The organism is Mycobacteroides chelonae CCUG 47445 (assembly GCF_001632805.1).
GTDB lineage: Bacteria > Actinomycetota > Actinomycetes > Mycobacteriales > Mycobacteriaceae > Mycobacterium > Mycobacterium chelonae.
This window is the reverse complement of sequence record NZ_CP007220.1, coordinates 2897572-2920792: the sequence shown is the minus strand read 5'-3', so window position 1 is coordinate 2920792 and position 23221 is coordinate 2897572. Positions and strand designations below refer to the sequence as shown.

Sequence of the window (23221 nt, the reverse complement as noted above, 5' to 3'; positions counted from 1 at the left end):
ACTATGGATGACGGGCTGGGGATGCGGGTTGTGGTACCGCGCGGTACTGCTCACATCTGGAGCATGGTCAGCCATCGCAGCGTGGGCGACATTTGCGGTGGCGATCATTGCGGCGTTCGTTGCGTATGGCCAGGTCAAGGTCGCGCGACAGACACGTGAGGAGCAGGCTCAGCCGAACGTTGTGGCTTACACCGAATCGACTCCTCACCATATGCAATTTCTCGATATTGTCATACGAAATTTCGGCACGACACCCGCATACAATGTAGTCGTAGATGTCAATCCTGAAATTCGTCAATCTCCGGATTATGAAGGGGAAAGGCCTACTTCGATTCAATTCCGCGAGATCAAAACTTTAGCGCCAGGTCAAGAGGTGCGCACACTTTGGGATTACGCGGTTCAGCGCGAAAAATACATAAAGGATCTTCGACAGAAGTACGAACGACGTTTATTGGCGCCTATTGAGTTTCGAGAATTGGAACTAGTATCACGACACGAGGTAGTTGTTCGGTACGAAGATAGTCATCATCGAAAATACGAGATGCCCTCGGTGCTCGATTTTGATATGTTAAGGGATACTCAATTTATTGAGACGCTCGGTGTGCACGACCTAACGAAACGAATAACCAAACAGACTGAACAAATCAAGAAAATTGCCGATACTCTCGGCAATTTCTCCCAGGAGCATAAAGGTATTTGGGTCTATCCGTCTGATGCTGACGGCGAACGTCAATACTGGATCGACCATCGCCAGAGAGTGCGTGAGCAGAACACGAAGACAATGCAACGCATCCGCGAGGCACAAGCGCGGAGCGCAGCGCGTTCCCAGGATGAACCAGATTCGTAGAACATCTCGCGCGCATCGTTCACCGGCTACCGCGTATAGTCGCTCTAGCAGCGGTTTGGGCCGCTGTATCAACGTGAGGGGGTGCGTGGTGTCCGGGTTGAGCGTCGATGCTGACGGCCTACGGCTGGCGGGGGCTCGTAGTGAAAGTCTTGCCGCCGACTTGGCTGGGCCAAGCGCCGCCGCTAGTGGATCGAGTAGCGATCCGACTGTAGGTGCAGTGCAAGCAGTTTCAGCGCTCATTGACGCCGCCCGTGCCGACCACACGGCCTATCTGTCGGGACGTGCGCAAACGCTGGCCTCGGAAGCCTCGGCGTATGAGAACACCGACAAGGGCAGCGCTGGCAAAATCAATGGGTCGGCCTGATGGCGGCTATTGCCCCGGCTTCTATGCCGACAAAATCTGAGATATTGAATTGGTCCACAACTCATTTGGATGACGCGGCTACGCAGTGGGAAAAGGCCGCGGGACAATCTGAGACGGCCTTTTCGCAGCATGTAGCGAATATTTCCGCACCGGGTGGCACTGATTGGACCGGCAAGGCTGCCACGTCGGCGTATGACGACGCGCGCGAGGCGCAAGACACAGTGCGGGTACAGGCGTCGATCTATCGGGAATGCGCGTCCATCGCGCGCCGTGGGGCCGGGGACATCCGGGGAGCCAAAGAAGCCACCATGAACGCCATACAGGAGGCCGAGGGCAAAGGGTATGCCGTCTCCGAGGACTTGCGGGCCACCGACACCCACCAGGGCGGATCGGATAGCCAGCGTGCCACACGCAAGGCCGAGGCGCAGCAACTCACCGAGTTTATGCGTTGGCACGCAAAGGGTTTGGCGTCTACCGCCGCGAAGGTGGCGAGTGAACTCCAAGGCGAGGCTGCGGGGTTGCAGGGTCGCAAGCTCACCGGCGGTGGGGCGCAGATGCTAGGCAACGAAAAATTCAGTCAGGACAGAATTCCGGGCGGTTTGCAATTTCCTCCGGGGCTGTCGGAAGAGCGGAAAAAGGCAATCATCTACGCCGAGGCTTTCGCCGATGGCTATAACGGCGATTATCGGCAATATGAACAAGACTGCACGAATTTCGTTTCGCAAGCGTTGAGAGCCGGTGGATTTAAAGACGTTGGGGACGGCTTGGACGATTGGCATCACGGCGACCCTGATGATTGGTACTACAATAACAACACTTTAAATCCCAAAAATGTCGAGTCTGAGACTTGGTACAACGCGGCCGCGAACCACGACTATTTCACTCAGCATTCAGGACTGGGAGAAACAAAAGGTGTCGTACCAACTCCGGGGCCAACCGGGTATGACCCGTTGGCTCCCTCTAAAGCTGGCTTGACTCCGGGCGATTTGATTTACTACAGAACCAACGAGGGGAAAATTGATCACGTTGCAATGTACGTGGGCAATATGAACGGTGTCGATGTGGTTGATCAACATGCCGACCCGAGGAATGTTCACGATGATTGGTGGCCGAATACCGATGATTTTTGGGGCGGGCCTGCACAAGTCGAATTTGTACACGTGAAATATCCGGGTGAATAGAATTGAACAAAACACGTAAGCTGCGATGGGCACTAGGCGCATTGGCCGCGATCATCCTTTCAGTCGTGGTGGGTGCGGTCATCTTTTTCTTTTTCATTCCTGAGGATGACCCAACTTCTCTGAAAACGTTCCCTGCCGATCAGCAACAGAAAAAGGCGCGACTAATAGTCGATGGCCTGAACACACATGACGTATCAAAGGTTTATGTGGTGCGCGGAAACAACACGACGGACGCAAGAGAAATAGCCGCGCAGAGGCAACAAGACGAGACCGTGCGGGCAGCCATGCCAGCCGCAGGGTGTCAATATGTCCTTAAATCAGTGGACGATAAAGGTGAGCAGGGCACAAAAATAATTGCAGGACTCACAAAAGAACATAGAGTATGGCGTCTAGAGTTAAACGTGGAAGAACAATGTCCGGCACACCCGTTACAATCACGTACGCTCGACTTGGACTTCATTCAATTTATGGCGCACTGGACGCCTGTTTCCTTCGCGAATTAGCGGAATGTGAAACGTCGCCGGGGAGCACAGTCGGAGGCGGAGGACTCCGCTTAATGCTCGACCCGGCGACGCGGGTGTCCGATAGAGAAGGGCATCCCTCTACCGAGCACGCTTTCGGCCAGCAGTCGGCGTAGGGCGCGTGATCGTGGCGCTACCGGCTAGATCGATCCGGATACCTCCTACCGCGTACGCCGCCGACGCTGACACCCCGGCCCGGCTCTTGCTCAGGGTGCGATTGACATTCACCGAGCCGGGAACGGTGGCCTTACGCACCGCCGACCGGGCCGTCTTAGACCCCACAGCCACACCAATCCCAGCCCCGAGAGCTGCACCGGTCACCTTTGTGCCTGCGCTGGCGAATCGGCCTATCCGATCCCGTTTGTACGTGCGTCGCTTCATGGCCGGTCCTGTCATCGTGGAGCGTTGTCGGGGTACAGACCGGGCGGGCCGTCTGCAATGCCGGTGCGGTCGGTGGTCGCTGGCGAGCGACCAGGAGAGCGCCTGGGACATTCCCCCGGCATGTAGGTGAACTCACTGGCCAACCCCGCCTTGGCGGGTATGACCCCGGTAGGTAGGGGGCCGGTGTAGTCCACCGGCACGTATCCCGAATCATGTTGTGCCACAACGCACCACCTAGACCGGAATGAGCGCGGTCGGTGCGGTGTAGGTGCTGCCAGCGGTCACCTGCAAACACACTGCCGCGCCACGTTGACGCACACCGACACCGAAACTGCGCTGGTAGAACGCATCAATGAGCGGATAGCCGGCGAAATTGCCGGGGATGGTTCGCAACCCCTGATAAGCGGTGTTCGGCAGCTCTCGCATGCCAACCACGTTGCGCTCGGAGTTTGGGCCACCGGAAGCGACAATAGCGACGTATCCCGCTGGCACGAAGGAGGTTTCGAGCAGCCAGGCGGGGCCGTACGAACCAAGTACCTCACGACCGTAGTACTCACCAGAAATAGGCTGGCCGACGATATTCTCCGGCTGGAGGTAGGGCGGGGCTTTCACAGATGGAATAAACGAGTGACGAGCAAGTGGCCCTCCGGAACGTGACTCGACGCCCTGGCGCCAAGTCTGAATCAGTTCTGATTCAACAGGATTGGCGATTATTAGCAGCTGAGACGACGAATCTAGACCGTACCCCTTGACGCGAATCAGGTTGAGGGCGTCCTCAATGTCCTGCGAATCAATGGTGGCGTTCTGCGTCGGCAGATAGTGGTTGGTATTGCTGGGGAACTGATTCCCCAAATACGGTGGGGGAGTTACGCCGTCAGTGCCGGTGTACAAACCGAACACGCGCGCGCCGAACTCTTGTGTGCCTTCGGTGGGGTCGAATAGGCGACGAAGGATCGTCCCGGTGACTAGTTTGTTGTCGGACTCCATCACGCCGTTGATTACCGCATCGACTTGGCGACGGTCGGCGCTGCGCAGGAATTTCCACGTGAACGCGGTGCGCAGGTCGTAGTCGTCAAAGGTGTAGCCCAGAAGCAGCGCGTCAGCGGGGGTACCGGCAGATTTCGGTAAACCATGCTCTGTCGCACGCTCAAAAGAAGAGCTGCCGATACTCTGCGGGACTACGTCGGATGCATTGGTCGTTTTAAACGATAGCAATGACGCGATGGTTGTGCGTTCCTCATTGTAGAGCGAAAATGCAGTAATTAATTCTTCCCAGACAGCATTAATATCTGTGCCATCTGCAAGGGAATTAACGAGTACGTCACCACCAGATTGAATACCTTGACGAGCCATTTTAAAAACCTCAAATCATTCTTTACGATTTTCCATCGCGTAATTGAACATACGCGCGGTTCCGTTGACCTCAGAGTACGCCGAGAATGCCGGATTCCAACGGCACGGATAAATATCTGAGCAGGCATATTTCTAGATGGGAAACTATTCCTTACATATACGACAGGGCTAGTGGTGGTTGTGCGAGGTATCGCGGAATATTGACGACTTGAGAGGGTTGTACGTGGCGTGTCGCCAGGGACTATCTTCTCGGTATTTCCCAAAAAAGAAAACTAGGCAGCGATTCGGCAATTGATTTCCCTATAAATAGCGACCCCAATCGCTTCGGGGAGCGAACAAGAACTTAAATAGCTTCTTATCTGCTCCCTGAACTGGGGTTATTGCCCTATTGGAAGGTGGCGCAAGTTCTGTCAAGGCTATTTCCTGGTTAGCTATTGCGTGACGATAGTCGGGTCGCTAGCGTTGGGAATGACAGTAGTACCCGAGCCTTCCTCGGGTTATTTATCTCATAGGAATGAAAGCCAATTATGACTAAGACTAATGGGGCACTTTTATCTCCACATAATGTGAATCTACTGCCAGAGGATCAAATCTGGCTCGACGCGCAGAGGTTTTCGCATGTGCCAACGCATAATCGCCGCGCAGCCGTCGCATTTCTCAACGACGTACTGGGAATCCCGTACAAGAATGGCGCAGTCTTCCGTGCATTTGATGATCGCGAAATCCCCACTGCGTTAGTAAGTGGCGCAGCGTTGGCGAGTCCTCATGACATTGCAAAGTGGGCGCTCGCGAAGAAATACCGTCATCTGACACAAGCCGGATAACCCCGAATCAAACGACTAGAAAGGCAACCTGAAATGAGCATCACACATGAGGCCGTCATTGCAGCGGCGAATAAAGTGGACCAGCGACTGTATAAGAATGGGGTACTGACACCAGGGCGGTTAGAGAAGCTAGCTGGGTTGCTAGAATTCCCAGACAAGCTAGCCTACCAATTACGCACGTTGAAATCTGTATGGTTTCCGTCACCGGCTACGACAGCCGCAAGCGACGGGGCGCTACAAACAAATAGATTCATCAAGAACTACACGGCGGATTTTGGACGGAGATTTCCACGTTTCGCCCCCGCCCAAATCATCTACGGAAAGCACGCTGACAATAGTGTTGTTGCATCGATGGTAGATAGGGCAGTCGAAAAAAGTCATAGAGAATACTTTATGTCGGGTGGTGAGTTAGTACCGCCGACAGGAAAGTATCTCAATCTTGAGCGGGTAAAAGCGGACGATAAAAGTGCATTGATAGCGGGAAAGATGACCTTCGATCAGATCATAGAAAAATGTGACCGCGACGATTACGAACATTATCACCCACACGTAAGAACGGCGATCGGATATGCGTTGGTGGCGCAATACCCACAATACCGCTGGCTCATTCAAAAACAAGACGATTTAGATATCGTTCGAGAGTTAATGAACTACGCCATTATCGGTGCACAAAACAGCAACGTTCACGGCGGTAATGTTGGACCCGGTTGCGATTGGCCGTTATCGCCGGGGTGCAACGGGCGGTTTAGCCAAACGGTACACGTGATCCCTTTTCCACGACTAAGTGAGCTTGCGGTTTTCTGCAAGGTTTGTTCGTCCTGCTGGGACGACTACGTAGCCAAGTATCAAATTTCAGGTGGATATTCGTCGGGATTATCGGCTGGTTGATCCGGCCCATTTAACCGAACAAAAATCTATCCGAATTGTGCGCAAAAAACAGAGCCATCCTCGCCAACGGGGGGTTTGTTGAGGATGGCTCTGTTAGGTATTTGAAAGGCATACCAGAATCCATGGTAACGCAATCCGCCGACAACGGCCAGACCAAGAAACTCACCCGACGCAAAACTAGCAGGCCCGCCACACAGACCGCCTCGGCGGGGTCCTTGCCTGACGTGGCGGGACTGCCCCTTGCCGACGCGGCCCGCGCTTACGGCTCTGCGGGTCTGGCGGTGTTACCGGTGAACCCGGCTAGACCGAAGAATCCCGGCAGCTACGTAGGTAGGGGATGGCCCGACAAATCCAGCTCCGATGCCGAGCAGATCACCGCATGGTGGCAGCGGTGGCCGAACGCCTCTATCGCCATACACACCGGCAAGAGCGGCCTAGTGGCGTTCGATCTGGATATTGACGTACTACCTGATGAGCTGGCGTGGATGCGCGACGGCCTGTTTCAGGCCACTCGCACCTGTGGGGAGCGCGGCCACTACGTATTCGCCACTGCCGACACGTTCGTATCCGGCCACCTCGCCCTGATCAGCGGAACCGTCGTCGGTGAGGTCAGGTCCGGCAACTCGGTGATCGTCGCCGCGCCATCCCCGCACCACAAGGCCAAGACCGAGGGCGGTCAATACCGCTGGCACCGCCCTGGCGTTATCCCTGCACTACCGGAGGCCGCGCACACCTACCTCCGCACCAGCGCACAGCGGCTATCGGCCCAACACCAGGGCGCGGCGGAGCCGATTACCGACGAGACGGTGCGCCAGTTCCTCGCGCAGGCCACCGGAAATAGCCGGCCAAAGGCTTTGGCCGCGCTGGCGCGCAAGGTGTCAGCAGCGCGAGCCGGAACCCGTGATGAAGTCCGCAACGCGCTGCGCATCGCCGCTGGGGAGGCGCGCATCGGTCTGTACCCGTTCGCGGATGCTGTAGACGAAATCGAAAGTGCGGCGAGGGATTCCTATACCGAACGCGGCGACGATTTCGACGCCCATATCGGGCCGCACGAATACAACCGCCTGGTCGTCAACGGCGTGAAATTCGCGCTGTCGAGGCCGATAGAGGATCTGCGCGCCGAGGCCAACCGCCAATTCGGTACCGACCACCGCGACGGCAGAGGCATGTTCGAGAACCTGGATCTGATTCTATCGACGCGATCCTCCAAAATGGTTGCTGGGCAACCTAATACCGCTGTTGAAATGCAGCTTCGGGAGCGTTTTTCGCTGGAATCGGCATTTGAACTGTCCCAACCGGTTCCGCCGATGCGTTGGCTGGTACGTAACGTTTGGCCCGAAAATTCGGCGGGAGTCCTTGCAGGAGAAAAGAAAACGTTCAAATCGTGGAATCTGCAAGCTTTGGCACTAGCGGTCTCGTCCGGTCTTCCTTACTTCGGGTACGACGATTTCGCGGTGCCCAATGCGGCTCCGGTGCTGTATCTGGCCGGTGAGGGTGGCCGCGACGCTTTCGCGAACCGGCACCAGGTGATTGCCGCCCGGTACGGGATCGGTGAGGCCGACTTGCCCGGTCTGCCGTTCGGGGCGATGTTCGACACCGCCGAGCTGACCGACGCCGAGCTGACCGACGCGCTGGCGCGGCACCTGGACCAGATGCAACCGGCGTTGGTGATCGTGGACCCGCTTTACGCCTACCACCCGTCTGGGGTCGATACCGCCAATCTGTACGTGCGCGGTCAGATGCTCGCGAAGGTGCGCGAGTTGATCGAACCGTACGCCGCTTTAGTCATTGGGGACCACTTTAAAAAGCGCAGCAAAAATACCGGTGGAACTGGCAGTGGCGCAATGGATCTGGATGACATCTCTATGTCGGGTATCAGTCAGTGGGCCGATAGTTGGGGATTGCAGTGCCACCGCGACCCACCCGATATCACGACCAACAACTACTTTCTGCAAGTCGAGTTTTCGACGCGGCGCGGCGGGGGCTGTCGTTATGACATTGATTGGACGTTAAATCGCGATTCAAATCCTGATCTGGTGGCGTGGGAAAGCTGCACGTGGAATGTTGTGCCGTCCTACAGTGCCGCCACAGCGATGCTCACCCGTCAGGGCCGCGCAGCGAGTGTAGTTGGAGGACGGCACCGCGAGGTAATGGAGGCGCTGAGCCGGTACGTCGAGCGTGACGACCTTGAGTCAGCAGAGCGGGGCAAGAAGGCCGTCGTGGACCAGTACAAGAACCTGACCGGCGCGCATGGGAAGCGTTTCACCCGTGCTGAGTGTGATGAGGCGCTGGCATCACTGGTGGCGCAGGGGTTTGTTTCCGTGCGCAAGGAAAGCCGTCGAGACGAACACATATCGGTGCGGCCATACCGGCAGACCGACACCGATTCCGAGTTAGTTCCCATCCCGAGCGGCGGTACCGATAGGCGTGAAGGAGAGGCAGATGGTGGTTCAGCCGACGACGTTTAGAACGTCCCGGGACTGTCCCAGAACGTCCCGGGAAATCGCCAGCAAACAGTGTCCCGAACGTCCCGGACGTCCCGTCCCCCTATGGGGGCGGGACCGGGACTCGGGAAGCTGGAAGCAAACTCGGGACACGGGCCGTCAGCGAGCAGGAAATTTAGAGAACGGAAATTATTCGATGGTTTTTCAGAGAAAAACAGTGCCTGCTCAGATGGCGGCATTAGACGGTATTTGTCCGATCTGCGAGAAAGAATCTTATCTGGTTTCCAGGCTGGACAGATTCTTCCATGTTGATGGATCGGAAAACCAGAGCTGTTGGCGCGCCCTGCTTAAAGGAGGCTGGAATGTATAGCCCCGCCGTCCAGCCCGTCGTGCTCCGAAAATGCGGAGCGTGTGAAGACGTGATTTTGGATGAACAAGATACGAGCCATCGGGCCAAGGATTTAACCGATCATTTTGTGATCCTGGGATTAGGGCACGGATACGTGTTCAGGAAATACTTGTGCAGAGAATGCTATTCCAAGGTGTGCGACTGTCTGGGGTTAGACAAGGGTAATCCGTGGGTGAAAAATGCTGAATTTGTGGGGGAGATTGAAGAAGCTTTTGACGACGAAGATTTAGAAGATTTGGAGGACAACGAAAATGAGTGATATTAACGACACTGAAAATACTTCCGAAGTCAGCGAAGAAAATACCGGCGAAGATCCATCGTCAAAATCACGCATCGTCAAGTGGTCTGAGCAGTGGTGGGCCACGAAAGCTAAACCGGGAGTACGTCGTTGCAAAGCACACCGTAAGAATGGAAACCGCTGTCAACGTGCGGCGATCAACGGCGCGAACGTATGTCCCACCCATGGAGGCAGAGCCCCACAAGTGCAGGCAGCCGCACGTAGACGACTGGCCGAGGCTACCGACCACATGGCCCGCGAGCTGCTGAAGATGGCCGTAGACCCTAATGTGAACGACGCCGTGAAGCTCAAGGCGATGACCGAGGCGCTGGATCGAGGCGGCGTGACCACGAAATCGACTGCGACAGTGGAGATTACGGCCAAGCCGTACGAAGAGGTGTTTGACTCTGTCGAGGTCAGCGGGGGCACACGTGCCGATTACCGCAGGTCACGCGGCCTTGCTGATGATTCTGATACCCCACCCGCCTTGGCGTACGGTGCTGATGACATGGCCGCGATATCCGGTTCTGATTCCTTTTTGCCAATTGACGTGGAATTTTCCAACGACGAATCAACCAATGTCAGATCGCAGGCGCAGCCAATGAGCCACGATGACGCTCAGCGCCAGCCGTACGCGACGCTGGCCGGTCAGACGGGGCCGTTCCGCGCCGACCGTGAGGGCGTAGTCACCACGCCTAATCGCTACGACGAACCAACTACCGGCTGTCAGTCGCTAGAGGACGCGTTGGAAGCTCAAGCCCAGATGTACCGAAACGCCGCCGCCACGCGCGGTCTACCGCCAGGGCGAACAGCCCGTGGATAGCCCATTTACGCGATTTGAGTTGGGGAAAGTGGCCCCTATCTGCCGATACGGTCAGGTCTCCCGGCTGGTATCTGACCTGCCGGTTGGAGATCTTGCCTGGAGAGCTTTGATTTTTTCTGCATAGAGTCGGTCGGCTTTCATCGGCGGAAGGTGCAGATTTAGCCAGACGACACTAATGAAAATCGCGAAAGAGCTGACCGTAATCACGAGTTGGGCAATCGGCAGCAGTATGCCCTTGTCAGAAAAGTAGCCGAACAGTCCTAGCCCTAATCCAGTCATCAGGCCTAGTGCTGCCCATACGTGAATTCGTTTGTCCCACTTGTGAGTTGGCGTTATGACTGACTCCAGCGCCCTCAGCTCTCGTAACATCGCGATTTCTAAGGCATTATTTGGGTTGAGTTCTGGAGGATAGTTTTTATGCAGCTCAGTGAGGTTCTTTAGCCGCTCGATTCTGCGGCCCACCGTGTTTGTCAGTGCGAAGATGCCCGCGATGATTGCGGCCAACAGCGGAACCGATGCTAGAAGGATCTGTATCCAGACGGGTGGCTGAGTCGTCATGGCGTCATTGCACCATGTAGTACCGACATTCAGGTGGTGGCTAAGGCAGATAGTTGGTCAGCTATCTCGACAGCGCGGCCTGAGACCTGCCCCTGATAGCGCAGTGAGGCGGTTTGGGTGCTGTGCCCTAGTCGGGCCATGGTCTCGGGCAGATTGGCCACACGAGCGGTCTGGTGGCCTGCGAAGTGGCGCATGTCGTGCAGGCGCATCCCGGTTACCCCGGCACTGGCACATGCGAGCCGGAACGCATCACGCACTACCCGATCGGATACGTGGCACCCACCTCGCACCGGCACGAACAACAGCGCGTCAGGGGCAGCTCCGACGTAGGTATCGAGATGTTGGGCGATGTCGTCCCGGATGTGTGGCGGCACAACAACCGTGCGGCCTTTGCCTGACTTCGGGGTGCTGACGACGCAGCGGTCAGTGGGGTTGTCGGTGCTGCGATGTGTCACACCACGCGCAACGGCAATGATCTCACATCCGACGCCAATATCCTTGCGGCGCAACTCAATTATCTCACCGAACCGCAAACCGCACCACGCCGAAATCAACACCAGCGCTTTGAATTTCGTTTCTATCTTGCTTGCGACGACGGACATTTGAGCGATGTCGGGCACCACGGGTTCGCGCGTGCGTTTGGTGGCGGTTGCGCCGTCGATCATGCACGGGTTGCGTTCTAGGAGTTCGTCTTTCACAGACGTATCGCATATCGCATGCAACAGTTGATATGCGTGTGCGCGATACGTGGGTTTGTCCTTCAGCGTTTTGGCGTACCAGGATCGCACCATCGCTGGCCGGAGATTATTGACGACGACATTTCCGAGCGCGGGGGAGATGTGCTTTTCGAGCAGATTGTTGTAGTGGATTTTCGTGCGCGGCTTTAGATTTCGTTGTTCAATCCAGCGTTTTCCATACTGCTCCAGCGTCTCACGATTAACTTCCGTGGCCAGGTTCAGACGTTCGGACGGGCTGAGCCAGACCAATTGTGTGCCGGAACTACCAACGGGCGGCAGCGATGAAATAGCGTTTTGGATTGCCCGGCGCTCCTGGGTGAGCCATTCCTCGGCGTCGATTTTGAACTCGAAAGTTGTTGGTGCGAAATGACGTACGTTGTCCGGGCCTATATAGCTTGCCTGAAAACGCCCTGATGATCGCTTGCGTATCCAGCCCCAACCGCGATGTCCTTTTCTTCCGGCCATGATGTCCGATCCCTTTCCGGTGCGGGTAAAGCGCTCGCATTTCCGTGACGGGAATGCGGAAGAATCTACTTGATTTCTTACCAGCCGGGGAATCTTACGAACTGCGGCGTTTGCTAGTTTGGGCTATCCGTGGGCTGTGCCAAGCAGTATAGCGCTGGTATCTGTTGGTACGTACTGTTACTTCAAATCTGATGGAAAGTGCTGTTAGACAGGCATATTGCCAGGTCATTGGCAGTAGCCCAAAAGGTCGTCGCGGCTAATTCGAACCCAGCCGGGACCACCAGTTAGAAGTACTTTCTCGCCGATCAGGTGCGTGTAATACGGGGGAGTTCTAGGGCAAGCGGGACGCGCAGTCGAGGTTCTCCAGACCGCAGGGTTGAGTGCTGATGCGCCGATGGTGACATCGTCGGGCGCCGGCACACCGACATCGGCGACCCGCACAATCACGGGCTCGTCGATGGTCGTGGTCGTCGCTACTACGTCTCCGCTTAGTACTGCGCGCGGACTACGCAACTTCGTTGTCCCCTCGGGGTGGCAAGCCTCGTAAGGCGCCTTGGGGCCGTAGATGATTCGGCAGTGCGGACCTAGTTTCGGTGCATGGATTGCCGCCCCGCAGTGGCAGGTCCACGCGTGGCGCCCGACCTGGGTGAATCCCACCCATGGAGTCAATGCCACCCGACAGCGCTGGCCAGATGCGCCCATAGACCGCCGCAGGCCGATGAGACTTCTCGCGATTAGTTGACGCGCCGAACAGCTGGTGACGGCGTCGCCACGTACGGCAAAACCTCGGACATCAAGTGGCCGCTGATTCAGTAGTTGTGGCAGTTGTTGACAGCTCTGCCTACCGGTCCAGAAGACGAGTCCATGATGTCGTCGCTGATGCCCGTCCACTGTTGGTGGCCAAGGGTCTGTTCGAACGCATTCAACTGCTGTTGACGCTGACCTATGGGGGCAGCCAGAACCCCGGCAAGCCCGATCCGCAGCTCATTCTCCAGTTTTGGATCGCGACTGATCTTCCGCCAGATCAAGGGATCATTTTGCTGCAACGACGACATGACCTGCTGCTCAGAGCATGTGGTGGTGTTCAAATCGTCGGCATATGCCTGCCCTGCCATCGCAATGGCAAGACAGGAGAGTCCTGCCGCCATGCCCAAACGCAAAAGCCCCCGGCCGCCCTTGCTCATTCCATTCATGCCCAGCAGCTTAGAAATATTCCGATTCGAGCGCGGCGAGTTGCCAGTATGCGTAGCGGCCAATGGATAGGTGACGCGATATCACGTGCTGACGATGGAGATCGCCCCTTTTGGGACAGTTGAGAAGTGCCTCGTGCGCGATGTCGAGGACGCCGCCGCGCTGAAGGTCGATGCGGACCGGGAATTCATCGGCCCCGCCCCGAAACCACAGCCAGCCGAGACCCAAAGCAACCCCAGCAGTGGTTGCTGCCTCAAGTTGAAGATTTCTGTCCGGCAGTCAATCCAGGCCCTGGCATAGCTACGAATAGTCAGTGAATGACGCGACGAGGCGGCGGTCTGCCGCGACAAGGGGTCAGGACTTGATCATGGTTCAGAGTGCAAGGGTTGTGGCCGCAAGTTTGGCGACGGTGTCGGGAAGCTAGGACCAAACACATGTCGAACCGATACGACCTCGTCATTGTTGGTGGTGGTCCGTCGGGCTCTGCCGCGGCGTGGCAGGCCGCGCGAACCGGCGCACGTGTGGTGGTGCTTGACAAGGCCGCTTTCCCGCGGGATAAACCGTGCGGTGACGGTTTGACCGCACGCGCCGTCAGCTATCTGCAGGGCATGGGGCTCGCCGAGCAGCTCGCCTCGTTCCATCGCGTGAACCGGGTCACTGTGCACAGTCCCAGCACGTGGAGTCTGTCTTTTCCGCGGCGACCCGGCATGCCCGATTACGGTCTTACCGCAAGTCGAAGTGAACTCGATGCCCTCCTGCTCAAGCATGCGGAGTGTGCAGGCGCCGAAATCCGCCAGGATACCGAGGTCGCCGGGCCAGAACTGGCCGCCGACGGCCAGGTGGTGGGGGTCGTACTCAAGGGCGGCGAGAAGGTTTATGGCAGCGCCGTAATCGCAGCCGATGGCGCGTACTCCCCGATCAAGCGGGCACTCAAACTTGATTCGCGGTGCAAGGGCTACTCGGCAATCGCTATCCGCGCCGAGATGCACGCCAAACGTCCGGACAGTGACAGTCTCGACATCTTTCTCAAGCTCCTTTTTCGGGGCGATCAACTGCCAGGGTATGGCTGGGTGTTCCCAATGGGCAACGGCGCCTTGAACATCGGGCTGGGATATCTCAACAGCTACCGGAACTGGCACTCCATTAACGCAACCCAGTTCTTCGACGAGTTCCTGCGAACGCTGCCCTCTGAGTGGGACCTACCACTGATCGCGGACCTCAAGAGAAACAAGAGCGTGCAGGCCTGGCGACTGCCGATGGGCTTCACTGCATGGCCTCCCTGGCGGCCTGGCGTGCTGTTTACAGGGGACGCACTCGGTGCCGGGAAGCCAGCGTCAGGAGCTGGTATTTCGAAAGCCCTCGAGTCCGGCTTAGCGGCCGGCGAGTGCGCCATCGAGGCGCTCACAAACGGTGGTCCGAACGACTTCACAAATTATGGGCAGCGTATGGAAACCGCGTGGGGGCGGGAATATCGCCGCGGTCGTTACATGCACAAATTGGTGGGTCACCCATATCTCGCGCAAGCGGGTGTGAAGCTGGTCGACAACGCCACGTTCCGCGATCGGATGCTCAAGGCGATGTACAAGAAGTCCCAAGGCCCGCGGCACACGTACGACTGAACAGCGCGTTCTCCTTCGCGTGTGGCCGATTCGGTTGCGGGAACAGGACTTCCGCAGAGACCCATGCGAGGAGCCGAAAGAAGCACAGATCCACCGTGTTCCGCCGAGCAGATAGAGAGGTGATTGGGTGGCCACTCCTATTTTCTCGAATAAGCCACACCCTGTATCGCCTGGCGAAAGGCTTTCTAAGACAGTTTCCGGCAAAATAGTGCCCTCTCTCGGGCGCCGTATTCAGGTAATTGAGGGCGCCATCTGTCTTCTGGCTGCTGTAGGAGACCGCGGAGTCTCCTACAGCAGCGTCGACGCGGCCGCGAATGTTCCGCGGGGCACTACCTCGAATCACTTCAGAACACGTGATGCGTTGATCCTGGGGGTATGCGACGAAATCGAGTCCCGGCGACAGTGCTTCTGGAAGGATCTCAACTTTTGTACGGCGTATTTCACGGTGGACACGCTCGCTGAACTACTCACCCAATACCTCGTTACCGTCACCACCGAAGGAACCGCACAAAATGTTCTCGCGCGTGCTCACACGGCGATTATCGGCGCATCGCAACATTGCTCTCAGCTGCAGGACATAACGGCCCGCACCCAGCAGGTCCAGCTCCGCCGAATACACGCCTGGATGTGCCAAATCCACCCCGGAACACCTGAACTAGACGCCCAGATCATCACCGATTACATGTCCGGCTCAGTCAGCCAGCAGCTCTTGGCTCCCAGGGAGGTGTTCCAACCCGAACCGGGCATAACCGCATTGCTGAACAGTCTTAACCCGCCCAGTTAGGGCAAGGGAAGACTGCCTTTGCGGCCAGATGCCGCTTGACTAGCGCTGGTCCAGCTCGGCCAAGAACTCATCGATGGCCGGCCACGTCTCGTTGACACCAGCCGACAGCGCCACCAGTCCGAGGTGACTCGCCTCCACCGTGGTGAACCGAACGTCCGCAGACTTGAGCATCGTCATGCCGTGATGCACACACTGCCACGGTGCGATGGCATCACGGTGGCTGCCGAACAGCTGGATCGGCGACGTCAGAGCCGTCAGATCGAGGGTGTAGCCGGCCACGTTGACCACGCCCGCCGCGATCTCATCGTGATAGATGAATCGGCCCCACATCTGCGAGACGGCCCGTCCTGGATAGCCGGGGAAGGCATCCTGAAACCGGTCGATCACTTCAGCCTTGGCCAAGGCTTCGGTGTTGTCCAGATTGTTCAGGAGGAACCAGGGCCGCTTGATTTCTCGGTCCCATGAGGTCGCGCGGTAGGCGGCCTGTACCACCGGTGCGGGAATACCGCCGAGCGCTCGTAACACCGTGGTGACGGCGTAGCCGTTGGTGCGTTTGGTGATTCGGCGTGCCTCGGGATATCCGGGGATTTGTCCGTAGTCCAGCGGGGTGCCGATGGCGACGATCGAGCGGATCGGCAATTCGCGGTCGGCCGCGGCGGTCAAAAGGCTCAGGGTGCCGCCCAGGCTCCACCCAATCAGGTCCAGCTCGGACTTCCCGGAATCGATAAGCACGCGCTCGATGGCCTGCGGAATGATGTCGGCAAAGAAGGCCTCCAGGCCCAGATGCCTATCAGCCCAGCCGATCTCACCGTAGTCGACGACGTAGGGCGTGCGGCCCTGCTCGACCAGGTGCGCCACCAGCGACTGACCGGGTGCGAGGTCATAGCATGTCGCAGACGCTGCCAGTGGCGGAACCAACAGGACTGGGACAGCGCTGGACTCACGCGGATCGTCCGCACCGTAACGGCGCAACTGGCGATGTGGCTCGTCGAACAGTGCGACATGGCTGGTCGTTGTGGGTGGGCGCACCCCGTCGCCGAGAGTGAGGGCGAACAGGTTCCTCGCTGAGACCGGAATCGAGACCATAGTGAGTTCGTGTGCTCCTTCTTGCCGGCATTGCCCGGCTTATCCATTAGCTCTGGAAAAGGCTTTCAGTAGACCGGCCGGATTTACAACGGTTTGTGGGATGCACGACACCTGGGTGCACGGCCGCGACCACGCCAGGTTGTCTTCGCGTGAGGGCGGCCGTGCCACTCTGGGGATCGCGTGTTGCCATACTTTCTTCGGTCGGGATGAACTGAAGCACGATAGGGGATACATGGGTGCGTTCACCGGCACCGGAGGAGTCACGAGCGCGTTGGCTCTCGGTGACCTAACACGGTGGTGGAGCTCGCCGTCACGCTACGACCAGATGATGGGCTACTTCTCGACGCGCTCCATGCGTGTGGCGCTGCGTGCTGCCGTCGGCGGATGCGCCGGCGCACTGGCCCTCATCCCACTGGCGATGGAGTTTTCGCCGATGGGGCCGCGTACTGGTGTATGGCGTTGGCTCGACATTCTGGCGAGCCTGCTCGCGTTTTTCTGGATGCTGCGCTGGTGGTTAGGGCCGCTGCCGAAGGAATCCGAATCTGTGGTGTTTTCGGTTACTTCGGTTGCCTCGGTGTGCATAGCCTGCTTTGCGGACTCCGACAGGGGCACCGGCATGCACGGCCTTATCTCCTTGTCTCTGATGGCGATCTACATATGTTCCTTCCACGGCGCTCGGCTCATCGTTCTGTACTTGCTTACATCTCTGGCCACACTGACCTTCCTCGCGATTGCGATTGATCTGCAGCAGGGTTGGGCCGTGGCCATGGCAGATTCGGTGGTCACCGCGACGCTGCTGGTTGGTGTGCCGCCGATCATCCATTTCGCACAGTTGGCGCTCACCAGCGACGCCAGGGCGGCCGGGATTGACCCGCTCACCGGGCTGCACAACCGGCGAGGATTCGATGATCAGTCGACGATCCTGGCCCAGGCGGCACGCGCTGAGCGGTCCGAGCTGAGCATCGTCATGATCGACATCGACCGGTTCAAACAGATCAACGATCGGTTCGGGCACGGTGTCGGCGATCAGGTGATCGCCGATGTGGGCTCCCACATCAAGGCGATCTCCGGCAGCGCCGCCGTAGTTGGGCGCGTTGGCGGCGAGGAGTTCTGTGTCGCGCTACTCGGGCCCGCCTCGCAGGCGCGAGCGGTCGCCGACCAGATCCGGGCGGGTTCGGAATCGCTGGATGGCATGGTTACGGTCACGGTCAGTGTCGGGCTTGCCACCAGCGCGCTGCCGTCGAATGCCGATCCGGACAACCTCATTGGGCAATTGATCGCCGATGCCGATCACGCGATGTACTCCGCCAAGCGGCAGGGCGGTAACCGGCTTGAGGTCTGGAGCGTCGCCGGATAGGGCTGCGCCGCTATCCGACACCGGCTGTCGCCCCTGCGGGCTGAGAGAACGCGCGCAGCATGGCGGGGAAGGCCAGGCGTTCCAGCATGCGTGTCTCGGCCAGCTCAGGCTCGACGTAGAACTGTGCGGCCACGCCTTCACGCAGGGCAGTGGCAAGCCGGGCGATGAGCTCGGCATCGATGACCAGTTCCCGCTTCGCGATCGTCATCAGTTCGTTGATGATGCCGGCGGCCTCGCGTCGCAGCCGTGCGTCGTGCTCGGCCAGCACCACCGCGGCGCTCGGCTCACGGATCGCGTACAGCGTGAACTCCATGCTGATGAGATACCAGCGGCGTTGCGCAGGGCCCTTGTCGTCGATGGTGGAGATGAAGGTGCTGATGGGGTCGGGGCTCGTGCGGCATTCTTCCAGCGCTGCCCGCAGCGCGGCGATCAGTTGGTCGCTGCTGGCATCGAACAGGGTGAAGAAGAGTTCGTCCTTGCCCGTGAAGTTCGAGTAGAACGCGCCTCGCGTGAATCCTGCCTTTTCGCAGATGTTTTCGATGCTTGCGCCGTGGAATCCGCGGTCGGCGAACACATCGAGTGCTGCCTCCATCAGGCGGGTGCGGGTCTGTTCGCGTCGGCGCGTCGAACCGGTCGGCATGGGCGCCCCTTCTGTGGTGTGAGCCGTGAGGCGTAGTTTAGATACAGATACGTATCCTACAGTGAGAGCGCGCAAAATAGCTGGTGAATCGATGAAATGCTTGTAGGGCGATTCGGGACCGTCAGCCATCTGGTTCACCTGGAATAGAACACTATTGGCTTCACACTCTTCGGACGCTGCTCCTCTTGACGGGTTTTCCGCGGCGGGGGTAGCTTGTGATCATCAGATACAGATATGTATTGAAAGGTGAGTACATGACCTCCGGAGATGTTGTGATGGACGAAGGGTTGTCCGCGTACATGGTCGGTTCCGCCGATGCCGTCCCGGCGAGTCCGGTACCGGAGGTGACGGTCGAGCAGGAGCGTGATCGTCGACTGCGCGAGTTGGCGGCCGCCTTCCGGATCTTCGGGGCGTTCGGCTTCTCCGAAGGGGTGGCGGGGCATATCACCGTCCGCGACCCGGAGTTCCCCGACACGTTTTGGGTGAATCCCTTCGGTATGAACTTCCGGCACATCACGGTGTCCGATCTGATCCAGGTCGATCACGACGGCAACGTGATCACCGGCAGCCGGCCGGTGAACAGGGCGGCGTTCTGCATTCACTCCGAGGTGCACAAGGCCAGGCCCGATGTGATCGCTGCGGCGCACGCGCACTCGATACATGGCAAGGCGTTCTCATCGCTGGGGCAGCCGCTATTGCCCATCACGCAGGATGCATGCGCCTTCTACGAAGACCACGCGGTGTACACCGACTACCGCGGTGTGGTCAGCGACCTCGAGGAAGGCCGGGCGATCGGATCCGCGCTCGGGTCCACCAAGGCGGTGATCTTGCAGAATCACGGGCTGCTTACCGTGGGCCACTCGGTGGCGGAGGCCGCCTGGTGGTTCATCACGATGGAACGCTCCTGCCAGGCGCAGCTGCTCGCCATGGCCGCCGGTGAACCTCGATCGATCGACCATGACACCGCCGTCTCGGTCTACAACCAGATCGGCACCCCGGTCGCCGGATGGTTCCAGTTCCAGCCGCTCTGGGACGACGTGATCAGGACGGCCCCCGAGGCCCTCCGATGAGGCCCGGAATCGAGGGCAGCTGCATATGAGTACCACGGTCGAGGAAGCCAGAAAGCTCAACGACACCGCGCTGACCATCGACATGCACACCCACGGTCTGAGCATTGTGCCGAGATGGCTGCGCACGTTGGGCGCCAAGACGATAGACATGCAGTCCGAACCGTTGTCGCAGCTGCCGAAGGGCAAGGTGAACCTCGCTATCGTCACCGCGGTCGGGGACGCATTGCTGGGTACCGCATGGCGACTGCGCTCACCATGGAATGGCGTGAAGGCTCAGCTGGAGCTGGCCCGGGCCGAGGCCTCCGCGGCGGGTATCGCGGTGGTGGAGACCGTAGAGCAGATCGAAGCAGGAGACACCGCCACAGTCATGCTCGGTGTCGAAGGCGCCGATGTCGTGGGAGCACAACCGGATCGGTTGATCGAGCTTCACCGCATGGGAGTGCGCGTGTTGGGTCTGGTGCACTACGCGGACAACGCCCTCGGAACGATCGGTACGTCGGTGACCGGGAGCAGGGGCAGCCGGGCAGTGCGGGCCGGACGATACTCCTCGGGCCTGACCGCCCTCGGTAAAGAGGTTGTGGCAGAAGCCAACCGGCTGGGCATGCTGATAGATCTTGCGCATGCCGATGCGGCGACCACCTTGGCCGTCTGTGATCAGACTTCCGCCCCGGTGGTCAGTTCGCACACCGGGGCATTGGCGGTCCATGAATTTCCGCGCTACATCAGCGACGAGGAGGCGCGTGCGATATCCGCCACCGGCGGCCTCATCGGATTGTGGCCGATGGGGTTTCGTGGCGTCGGCATGCGCGACCTGGATGAGTTCGCCCGGCACGCCTCGCACCTGGCAGAGCTGGTCGGTCCCGAGCACCTCTGCATTGGCACGGATATGAACGGCATACCCCGGTATGTCCCGGGGTTCGACGGGCCCACTGGATTTCCGTCGCTTATCGACGCACTATTGCGGACCGGCTTCGATGCGTCCGGGGCAGCCGGGGTTCTCGGCGGTAACGCCCTGCGCGTTCTGAAAGAAACCCTTCCCGGTCCGTCCGGGAGCGGACCTACCTCATAACCGTCTTATTCATTGGTTGGTAAAGGAGTTCGGATGGCCAAGGCTCAGATTGAAACCGGCGCGGCACCCGATCCCGTCGGCGCCTACTCGCAAGCCGTACGCATTGGTGACACTCTGCAGGTGTCCGGGCAAGTGGGGATCAATGCTCAGACCCGATCCCTGGCCGGAGAGACCGTCTACGCGCAGACCGTCCAGACATTGCGCAACATCGAGGCGATCTTGACTGCGGCTGGAGCCGATTTCGATGACGTGCTGATGCTGCGGGTATTCCTTCACACCCCAGAAGGATTCGCCGAGCTGAACAAGGCGTTCGAGGACACCATCAGCAAGCCCTACCCGGCGCGGACAACCCTTTTCGGTGGGCTCCCGCCCGGGCTGCTGGTGGAGATAGATGCGCTCGCGAAGCTTTCCGGGACAGAGGATTAACCATGCGCATTCATCACCTGAACTGTGGCACGATGGCGCCCGTCGGGAAACGGCTCATGGAAGGCGCGGGAGCACCCTGGCAGCGCGGCCGGCTGATTTGCCATTGTCTGCTCGTCGACACCGGAACGCGGCTGCTGCTTGTCGACACCGGATTCGGCCTGCGCGATATCGCCGATCCGGTGGCCAGGATCGGCCGTCCCCTCAAGCTTCTGCTCAACCCTCGGTTCGCCGAATCGGAGGCAGCGGTGCGCCAGGTGCAGGCACTCGGTTATGACCCTGCCGATGTCACCGACATCGTGCTCACCCATCACGACCACGATCACGTCGGCGGAGTCGACGACTTTCCCAATGCGCGTTTGCATGTGCACGCGATCGAAGCAGAATCCATACGCGCGCAGCTGACACTTCACGACAAGGTGCGCTACAGCGGGCAGCCCGAACTCATGGGACGTAGAGAGGGAGACCGCTGGTCCGAGTATTCGATCGGTGGCGATCAGTGGTTCAGCTTCCGCGCCGTGCGGCAACTCCACGGTCTGCCGGAGGAGATCGCGATCATTCCGCTTCCGGGGCATAGCCGCGGTCATGTCGGCGTGGTGATCGACACCGGTGGCATCGGGCGCCCGCGGTGGCTCGTGCACGCGGGTGATGCCTTCATGCACCCCGATGAAATGCTCACAGATCCGCGATGCCCATTGGTGTTCAAGGTGTTTCAGAGCCTGGTGCAGGCCGATGCCACCTCGCGCCTGTACAACGCGCAACAGCTACGTGAGCTGGCCACGCGCGACGATGTGGAGGTCATCAACTCGCACAATCCGTACTATTGGGACCGTGCCCGCGCGACCGCGCAGAGCGTTGAGGTTGGAGCCCAATGAGAATCGCTGTCGCGGGAGCCGGAAGCATCGGCTGTTATGTGGGCGGCAGGCTGCAGGCCGCCGGGCATGACTTGGTGTACATCGGCCGCGCCGCCCTAGGCGAGTCGATCACCGAGCGTGGTCTCGCTCTTTCGGACTATCTGGGTTGGTCGGCGTCGATTCCCGGAGACAAATGCGTGTTCTCCGAAGACATCGATGCGGTGCGCGCCGCCGATGTGGTGCTGGTGACAGTGAAATCGGCCGCGACCGCGGAGATGGCGGCGTCGCTGGCCGACAGGCTGCGCCCCGGAGCTGTGGTGGTCAGTCTGCAGAACGGGATACGCAACCCCACCGAGATATCGCGATACGTCACGCAGCACCGCGTGATCACCGGAATGGTCGGCTTCAACGTCGCGCAGGTCGGGCCGACGCACTTTCATCAGGGCACACAGGGAAAGTTGTCGATCTCTACGGGTGCGGAGTCCCTGGCACAGGCACTGACCGAGAGCGGATTGCCTACCGCCGTGCGTGAGGACATGTCGGCGGTGCAGTGGGGAAAGCTCGTGGTCAACCTCAACAATGCGGTCAACGCACTCTCGGGCTTGCCGCTGAAAGCCGAACTGGGACAGCGAGACTACCGTCTGGTGCTGGCCGCCGCGCAACGCGAGGCACTGGGGCTGCTGCGCCGCGGTAACCAGGCAGTGGTCAGTCCTCTTGCGGCGCCGCTCGCGTTCATGCCCTGGGTGCTGCGGATGCCGGACGTCGTGTTCGCCCGGGTGGCCCGGCAGATGGTCGAGATTGACCCTCAGGCGCGCTCGTCCATGCTGGACGACCTCACCCGTGGCAGGCCGACCGAAATCGACTACATCAACGGGGAAGTGGTCGAGCTTGCCAAGAAGCTCGGCGTCAGTGCGCCGGTCAACGCCGCGCTCGTCAACCTGATCCACCAGGCAACCGCATCCGGTGAGAAGTGGTCGGGGCCAGAACTGCGCCGCGAAATCGACGATCGGACAGCGGCGCATGTGACGACCATCCGGGGGAAATAGACCGCGATGT

Annotated in this window: 23 protein-coding genes; 17 read left to right on the top strand and 6 right to left on the bottom strand. The window is 59.1% G+C overall.

Features of this window, described 5'->3' with window-relative positions:
* The first annotated feature begins 7 nt into the window (after positions 1–7).
* The 4 genes from BB28_RS25085 to BB28_RS25080 all read left to right on the top strand — a co-directional run bounded on the left by BB28_RS25085 (position 8) and on the right by BB28_RS25080 (position 2895).
* Complete coding sequence (locus tag BB28_RS25085) at positions 8–847, top strand: hypothetical protein (RefSeq protein ID WP_126315407.1); 840 nt, start codon at positions 8–10, stop codon at positions 845–847.
* Between the two features lie 217 nt (positions 848–1064).
* Positions 1065–1211: a hypothetical protein gene (locus BB28_RS25355; RefSeq protein WP_165673944.1), complete on the top strand. Its 147-nt coding sequence runs from the start codon at positions 1065–1067 to the stop codon at positions 1209–1211.
* Positions 1211–2392 (top strand): amidase domain-containing protein, encoded by a 1182-nt coding sequence (locus tag BB28_RS14355; RefSeq protein ID WP_046253988.1) that lies wholly within the window; start codon positions 1211–1213, stop codon positions 2390–2392. The genes BB28_RS25355 and BB28_RS14355 overlap by 1 nt, the downstream gene beginning before the upstream one ends.
* A 65-nt stretch (positions 2393–2457) precedes the next feature.
* On the top strand, positions 2458–2895 hold the full coding sequence (locus tag BB28_RS25080) for a hypothetical protein (protein WP_126315405.1): 438 nt from the start codon (positions 2458–2460) through the stop codon (positions 2893–2895).
* Positions 2896–3528: 633 nt separating this feature from the next.
* Here BB28_RS25080 and BB28_RS14350 read toward each other — a convergent pair.
* The gene (locus tag BB28_RS14350) at positions 3529–4647 is read right to left on the bottom strand and encodes a hypothetical protein (protein WP_046253986.1); all 1119 of its coding nucleotides are present in this window, start codon (positions 4645–4647) and stop codon (positions 3529–3531) included.
* 857 nt (positions 4648–5504) lie between these two features.
* On the opposite strand from BB28_RS14350, the gene BB28_RS25575 reads away from it, so the two are divergent.
* From BB28_RS25575 to BB28_RS14335, 4 genes are all read left to right on the top strand, one after another.
* The gene (locus tag BB28_RS25575; protein ID WP_225421939.1) at positions 5505–6359 is read left to right on the top strand and encodes a hypothetical protein; all 855 of its coding nucleotides are present in this window, start codon (positions 5505–5507) and stop codon (positions 6357–6359) included.
* 122 nt (positions 6360–6481) lie between these two features.
* A complete protein-coding gene (locus tag BB28_RS14345; RefSeq protein WP_046253985.1) occupies positions 6482–8827 on the top strand; it encodes an AAA family ATPase in 2346 nt (781 codons plus the stop codon).
* 338 nt (positions 8828–9165) lie between these two features.
* Positions 9166–9471: a hypothetical protein gene (locus BB28_RS14340; RefSeq protein WP_085230550.1), complete on the top strand. Its 306-nt coding sequence runs from the start codon at positions 9166–9168 to the stop codon at positions 9469–9471.
* Entirely contained in the window at positions 9464–10312 is an 849-nt protein-coding gene (locus BB28_RS14335; RefSeq protein WP_046253983.1) for a hypothetical protein, read from the top strand. Before BB28_RS14340 ends, BB28_RS14335 begins: the two co-directional genes overlap by 8 nt.
* A 51-nt stretch (positions 10313–10363) precedes the next feature.
* On the opposite strand, the gene BB28_RS14330 is transcribed toward BB28_RS14335, so the two are convergent.
* From BB28_RS14330 to BB28_RS14320, 3 genes are all read right to left on the bottom strand, one after another.
* On the bottom strand, positions 10364–10870 hold the full coding sequence (locus BB28_RS14330) for a hypothetical protein (protein WP_046253982.1): 507 nt from the start codon (positions 10868–10870) through the stop codon (positions 10364–10366).
* Between the two features lie 29 nt (positions 10871–10899).
* Positions 10900–12072 (bottom strand): site-specific integrase, encoded by a 1173-nt coding sequence (locus BB28_RS14325; RefSeq protein ID WP_046253981.1) that lies wholly within the window; start codon positions 12070–12072, stop codon positions 10900–10902.
* Positions 12073–12881: 809 nt separating this feature from the next.
* A complete protein-coding gene (locus BB28_RS14320) occupies positions 12882–13265 on the bottom strand; it encodes a hypothetical protein (RefSeq protein WP_126315402.1) in 384 nt (127 codons plus the stop codon).
* 133 nt (positions 13266–13398) lie between these two features.
* Here BB28_RS14320 and BB28_RS14315 point away from each other — a divergent pair, with 133 nt between their 5' ends.
* The 3 genes from BB28_RS14315 to BB28_RS14305 all read left to right on the top strand — a co-directional run bounded on the left by BB28_RS14315 (position 13399) and on the right by BB28_RS14305 (position 15666).
* The gene (locus BB28_RS14315) at positions 13399–13563 is read left to right on the top strand and encodes a hypothetical protein (protein WP_157889439.1); all 165 of its coding nucleotides are present in this window, start codon (positions 13399–13401) and stop codon (positions 13561–13563) included.
* 134 nt (positions 13564–13697) lie between these two features.
* Complete coding sequence (locus BB28_RS14310; protein WP_046253978.1) at positions 13698–14882, top strand: geranylgeranyl reductase family protein; 1185 nt, start codon at positions 13698–13700, stop codon at positions 14880–14882.
* A 127-nt stretch (positions 14883–15009) separates the two neighbouring features.
* Entirely contained in the window at positions 15010–15666 is a 657-nt protein-coding gene (locus BB28_RS14305; RefSeq protein ID WP_126315401.1) for a TetR/AcrR family transcriptional regulator, read from the top strand.
* Between the two features lie 39 nt (positions 15667–15705).
* Here the strand turns inward: BB28_RS14305 and BB28_RS14300 are convergent, their stop codons facing one another.
* A complete protein-coding gene (locus BB28_RS14300) occupies positions 15706–16752 on the bottom strand; it encodes an alpha/beta fold hydrolase (RefSeq protein ID WP_046253976.1) in 1047 nt (348 codons plus the stop codon).
* Positions 16753–16984: 232 nt separating this feature from the next.
* Here BB28_RS14300 and BB28_RS14295 point away from each other — a divergent pair, with 232 nt between their 5' ends.
* Positions 16985–18109, top strand: a complete 1125-nt coding sequence (locus BB28_RS14295; RefSeq protein WP_046253975.1) for a GGDEF domain-containing protein — start codon at positions 16985–16987, stop codon at positions 18107–18109.
* Between the two features lie 10 nt (positions 18110–18119).
* On the opposite strand, the gene BB28_RS14290 is transcribed toward BB28_RS14295, so the two are convergent.
* Positions 18120–18749 (bottom strand): TetR/AcrR family transcriptional regulator, encoded by a 630-nt coding sequence (locus BB28_RS14290; protein ID WP_046253974.1) that lies wholly within the window; start codon positions 18747–18749, stop codon positions 18120–18122.
* Positions 18750–19003: 254 nt separating this feature from the next.
* Here BB28_RS14290 and BB28_RS14285 point away from each other — a divergent pair, with 254 nt between their 5' ends.
* From BB28_RS14285 to BB28_RS14265, 5 genes are read left to right on the top strand one after another with little or no spacing between them, the layout of a single operon-like run.
* Positions 19004–19819 (top strand): class II aldolase/adducin family protein, encoded by an 816-nt coding sequence (locus BB28_RS14285; protein WP_052740239.1) that lies wholly within the window; start codon positions 19004–19006, stop codon positions 19817–19819.
* A gap of 25 nt (positions 19820–19844) precedes the next feature.
* The gene (locus BB28_RS14280; RefSeq protein WP_046253973.1) at positions 19845–20888 is read left to right on the top strand and encodes a dipeptidase; all 1044 of its coding nucleotides are present in this window, start codon (positions 19845–19847) and stop codon (positions 20886–20888) included.
* A 33-nt stretch (positions 20889–20921) separates the two neighbouring features.
* Positions 20922–21314, top strand: a complete 393-nt coding sequence (locus BB28_RS14275; RefSeq protein ID WP_046253972.1) for a RidA family protein — start codon at positions 20922–20924, stop codon at positions 21312–21314.
* A 2-nt stretch (positions 21315–21316) separates the two neighbouring features.
* The gene (locus BB28_RS14270; protein WP_046253971.1) at positions 21317–22186 is read left to right on the top strand and encodes an MBL fold metallo-hydrolase; all 870 of its coding nucleotides are present in this window, start codon (positions 21317–21319) and stop codon (positions 22184–22186) included.
* Entirely contained in the window at positions 22183–23211 is a 1029-nt protein-coding gene (locus BB28_RS14265; protein ID WP_046253970.1) for a 2-dehydropantoate 2-reductase, read from the top strand. The genes BB28_RS14270 and BB28_RS14265 overlap by 4 nt, the downstream gene beginning before the upstream one ends.
* The last annotated feature ends 10 nt before the right edge of the window (positions 23212–23221 follow it).